Source organism: Pseudomonas sp. NY11955, from assembly GCF_048068035.1.
Classification (GTDB): domain Bacteria; phylum Pseudomonadota; class Gammaproteobacteria; order Pseudomonadales; family Pseudomonadaceae; genus Aquipseudomonas.
This window is the reverse complement of record NZ_JBLUPS010000034.1, coordinates 1-4,320: the sequence shown is the minus strand read 5'-3', so window position 1 is coordinate 4,320 and position 4,320 is coordinate 1. Positions and strand designations below refer to the sequence as shown.

Sequence of the window (4,320 nt, the reverse complement as noted above, 5' to 3'; positions counted from 1 at the left end):
GGCGGAGAACTGCGAGCTCAGCCAGTGCCAGCGATCTTCGCGCAGGGTCACCAGGCCATCAGCCTTGGCCGCCATCACCAACTGACCTTCCAGGCAGGACGGAATAAACGCGCCCAGTTCCAGGGCCTTGGTGGCAATCACGCTACCGGCCTCGGCCATTGCGCGGGTGTTCGCCTCGCCATCGCTGTAGCTGCCGGCGCCTTTGATCTCTACGCCGTACTCGCCCCAGGCGCCTTCGAATTCATCAGGCATCAGCACCAGGGCGCGCTCTTGGCCGTTCAGCCAGTAGCGGGTAATGAAGACGCCACCAGCCAGCGGTTGGCCGCGCTCAGGCAGGTCGGCGGCGGCGATGGATTGCAGTAAAGATTGCGTCATGACTTTCTCCAGGGTGTAGGCCGCCCTCCATGGCTGGTGGCGGTGAGTTGGTAATGCAGGATTGGGGTCAGGCGCGGCTGGCGATCAGCAGCAGTCCGGAATCGTCTGGGTCGTCGCCAAGCATCAGATCAGGCGCTCGCAGTTCGCGGCAGATACGGAACTGGTCGAGTCGTCGCGCCACAAAATCCGACACAACGATTTCGTGGCGCGGAGCACTGAGGAAGTGGCGGGCCGCTTCAGGCCCTAATTCATGGATGCGGTGGATCAGTAGGGTCATGGCCTCGCCGTTCTCTTCGACGTCGGCCCACTTCATGATCTCAGCCAGGGCCTGGCGGGTGCCTTGGCCGGCCTTCATCCGCAGATCTTCAACCTTGGCGCGCGACTCTTTGGCCCTACGCTTCTCGTCACGCTGCTGCTGCGTCAGAGCCATCATCGCCTCCATTGCGCACGAAGCGCCTGCCAGGAACGTATCCCTGCAGGTCGCAAACCCGGTTGATGATCCTGAGCGCGACTTCGAAAACCTTGGCGTCGTCGGGCTCACGGGATAGCAGTTTCATGCTCGGCTGATGCTCTCGGCAGACTTTGTCTACCAGGCGCCTGGCAAGCCTGCGGAGGTGATCGGCGCTGTCATGGATGCGCAAGCTCAGGGCGAAGGCGGCGGCCACATCATCAGGCTGGTACCGGCCGCCACTGCGGGTGATGTACAGCTTTCGCACCGGCTTGCGCATCGATGCGTCGAAAAGGGATGCCATGCTCGACCTCCTGCAGGTCGCTTGGGGGAATGGTGAGATGCTCACGCCGCCTTGTTCTTTGCAGCGCGCTTCGTATTTTTCTGTTCAATCTCGATATCCATGTCGTTCCAGCCAGCCAAAAACCAGGAGCCGTGGAACGTGTGTGAGGCAAAGGGGCTGGCCAGCTTGCTGCCACCGCTACGGCGGCATTCCCGGCCATCGTAGTAAACGCTTGGATGCTCGCCTCGGTCGCTCATGGCTGCTTCCTTTGCCGTTGAAGAGGGAATTCGATCCCGAACTTCTTGATGATCCGGCTCATGGTGCTGTGCCCGATTGCAAGATGCTTGATCGCCTGGTGCTTCGACACGCCAACGTCGCGCAGGGCAATGATGCGTTCGGCCAGCTTGGCGTCGGCCTGATCGTCATACTTCGTCTCGGTCGGGCTAAACCTGGGGGCCATGACAAACGAGAAGCCATAACGCTTGGCCATGCTGTAGAGCGAGTCAGGCGAGACTTCCAGCTTCTGCGCTACCTGGCGGCATGTCATGGTCTTGGCCAGTTCGGCAATCATGTCGGCGCGGGATTGGGCGCCTTCCTGCTGGGCCTGCCGCGTCGAAAGCACAGCCTTAACCTTGGGCTTTGGATCAGGATGCTTGCGCGGCCGGAAGGGCACGTACTGGAAACCCTCCAGTACGATTACCTGGCCGCCAGACGCGAAGAAGGCAGCTTGCGCAGCCTCTAGGTCGATTGATGGGTTCATGCTGCCTTGCTCCTCAGCTTGGCTTCGAAGTCGTCCACCAGCAGCTTGAACTGCCAGAGATCAGCTTCGAGTTGTTCGATGTAGTCGTCGTCGCGCTTGAACTCCGCCCACCAGAGCTGACGGCCAACAGCCTCCAGGGCAGGGCAGTACATGCCGACGTGCCAGAACTTGCGGCCCGTGATCCACATACAGCCCTGTACCTGGTCCATGATCCCGCTGGCGTCGTTGTCGATGTGGAATGCCCGCAGCTTGTCGGGGGCAATGAAGCACTTGTACTCACTGCCCCCGTCCTCGCCGATCAGGCCGTCAGCACTCGCGCCGAATGCGCCGTCGTCTGTGGTCACGAAGCCAGCGCGCTGGACGATCAGGCCGGTCTGCATCTCGTGTTCCATCCGCGCCATGGGCTCCAGCTCATGACCGCGCTTCATCTGCCACGTCTCGAAGCCGTTATCCAGTGCCTCGCCGGCAATTCGCTCGACAGCAAGATTGAAGGCGTAATTGAGTGCCGCCTCAGTGGGCTGGCCGACGGGTTTGCCTTGCAGGGCAAGCTGGATCGACTCGGCGCGCGGTGCCGTCTTGTATCCGGCTAATGCACGGGCTTCGCCTTCGCTTGCACCGGCCAGAATGGCGGTCACATAGGCCTGTTGCTTCTCGTCCAGGCCACCGGTGCGCGACCGGGCGACACCGAACATGCTGGCGGTGATGCAACCAGCGCGCGCCCGGTGCCACTCGGCGCTGCCTTGTTCGCATTCGATGAGGATCATTGAGGTTCGCCCTCCAGAGTCGTGGATTCGAGTTCAAGCAGTTCGGTGCGGCGTTTCTCCACATGCGTCTTGAACTGGCTGTACGCGGCCATGTCCTTGGCGGCCTTGATGTCTGCCAGGCCGGCCTGCCAAATCTGCTGTAGCGCATCAACCGACTCGCAAGAGACCGCCTGATCTATCCAGCGCCTGGCAAGGTCAGCATCCGGATGGGCCTTCCCATTGATCTGTGACAGACCCTCATTCCCTTCGGTGTTGAGGTAGTGGATGGCTTCTTCCAAGCGCTCAGTCTTCGGCCAGTACTTGTAGGCCCGCTTCACGCAGGTCTTCTTGGCCATCTCTCCCCAGTCGGTAACCCACGGGCAGGACGTCTGCTTCGAGATCCAGGCTTTCCAGGCGCTTGACCGGTCCCGGATGGCGTTGACCTCGTCCACGCTCATGGTCTCGGTCAGGTAATCTCCGTCGGCGGTCTTAACCACCACGTAGACGCCGATCACCTCGCCGCGATCTTTCGAGAACGGGTTGTAGGAGTGGGTTGGCGGCTTATCGAAGCCGTTGAGCGCGAAGTTGTCGCTCGAGTAGACCAGCTCCGATTGCGCCCAGCGGATGGCGCCGGTATTCATGGCCAAGTCCATCAGTCCGATGTAACTGATGTCGAGGCAGATTTTCCCGTCCCTCGGCACTAGGTAGGCCTGCTTCTTGGCCGGGTTGAGGCTGATGCCGATGGCGGCGATGTTGGTCACTGCGTTGACCACTGACTGGCGATTCTGCACCGCCAGCTTCATGGAGTAGTTGTTGGCAGTGATGGTCTGGATCGCGAATTCGGCCTCGCGCTCGAAGTTGAGCGAGCGGTCGGTTAGCACCGAGGCGAAGGAGTCGCGGGTGCCGTAAATGTCCTGGGAGATTGTGGCAACGGCGTTGCTCATGGTCGCCTCCGTTTAAGGGTTGGAAAAATGCCAGGTCAAGCAGCGGGCATGCGGCCATGGTTGGGATGGAATCCAAGCTCGCGCCCTGCGGATTCCCTCGCGGCAATGGCGAGCGCTTTTGACTTGAAGCGGCCAAGGATCTTTTGCCGGCCATCGACCTTTATGTGAGCCACCCACTCGGACCTGGCTGAGTACCAGCTAACCCCAACACGGCCACTCTTATTGCTGGCCAAAAGGGGCATGTTTCGATTGTTCTCGAGGCTGCTGACGTCTCGGAGATTGGTGATTCGGTTGTCCAGCTTGTTGCCGTTTATGTGGTCGATATGCTGAGTCGGCCACTTACCGTATGACGCAAGCCAGGCCAAGCGATGGGCCCTGTAGTGCTTGCCGTTGATCTGGATGAGCAGATATCCGTTGCTGTTCACCTTTCCTGCTCGCGAGCCGGCATATCTGGTGTTCCAGGCCTTCATGCGCTCCTCAGACACAAAGTCGCAAAGCGGCCGCGGTATCCAGGTGAAGAATCCGGTATTTGCGCAGTAGGAAAGGCGAGCGGATAGATACTGTTGATCAATCATGGGGTCCGCCGTGCTCGGCTACGTGAATTAGGAAGTGATGGTGCCGGCCAGGGCACTCAGGAGGAGCCAGCCGGTGCAGAAGGTGAGGGCGATGAAACTGCCGCGCCAGGTGGCGATACGGCGGGCCCGCTGGTAGGAGGTCACGCCCGCACCTCATAGGCTAAGGTGCACATGCCGCAAAGGTAAGCGCGG

8 protein-coding genes are annotated in these 4,320 nt (G+C 60.6%); all 8 read right to left on the bottom strand.

Translation table 11 applies throughout. From position 1 onward, the window contains the following. A partial coding sequence (locus tag ACNFBR_RS29055; protein WP_416737869.1) for a hypothetical protein occupies nt 1-375 on the bottom strand: 375 nt, incomplete at its 3' end. Nucleotides 376-442: 67 nt separating this feature from the next. Next, nucleotides 443-805 carry a hypothetical protein gene (locus tag ACNFBR_RS29050; protein ID WP_416737868.1) on the bottom strand — a complete coding sequence of 121 codons (363 nt, stop codon included), beginning with the start codon at nt 803-805 and terminating at the stop codon, nt 443-445. After that, entirely contained in the window at nt 780-1,127 is a 348-nt protein-coding gene (locus tag ACNFBR_RS29045; protein ID WP_416737867.1) for a hypothetical protein, read from the bottom strand. Before ACNFBR_RS29045 ends, ACNFBR_RS29050 begins: the two co-directional genes overlap by 26 nt. 41 nt (nt 1,128-1,168) lie before the next feature. Continuing rightward, on the bottom strand, nt 1,169-1,363 hold the full coding sequence (locus ACNFBR_RS29040) for a hypothetical protein (protein WP_416737866.1): 195 nt from the start codon (nt 1,361-1,363) through the stop codon (nt 1,169-1,171). Continuing rightward, a complete protein-coding gene (locus ACNFBR_RS29035; protein WP_416737865.1) occupies nt 1,360-1,866 on the bottom strand; it encodes a hypothetical protein in 507 nt (168 codons plus the stop codon). The genes ACNFBR_RS29040 and ACNFBR_RS29035 overlap by 4 nt, the downstream gene beginning before the upstream one ends. Further along, on the bottom strand, nt 1,863-2,630 hold the full coding sequence (locus ACNFBR_RS29030; RefSeq protein WP_416737864.1) for a lambda exonuclease family protein: 768 nt from the start codon (nt 2,628-2,630) through the stop codon (nt 1,863-1,865). Before ACNFBR_RS29030 ends, ACNFBR_RS29035 begins: the two co-directional genes overlap by 4 nt. Then, on the bottom strand, nt 2,627-3,553 hold the full coding sequence (locus ACNFBR_RS29025) for a recombinase RecT (protein WP_416737863.1): 927 nt from the start codon (nt 3,551-3,553) through the stop codon (nt 2,627-2,629). Before ACNFBR_RS29025 ends, ACNFBR_RS29030 begins: the two co-directional genes overlap by 4 nt. A 35-nt stretch (nt 3,554-3,588) precedes the next feature. Beyond that, nucleotides 3,589-4,128 carry an HNH endonuclease signature motif containing protein gene (locus ACNFBR_RS29020; protein WP_416737862.1) on the bottom strand — a complete coding sequence of 180 codons (540 nt, stop codon included), beginning with the start codon at nt 4,126-4,128 and terminating at the stop codon, nt 3,589-3,591. Nucleotides 4,129-4,320: the final 192 nt, after the last annotated feature.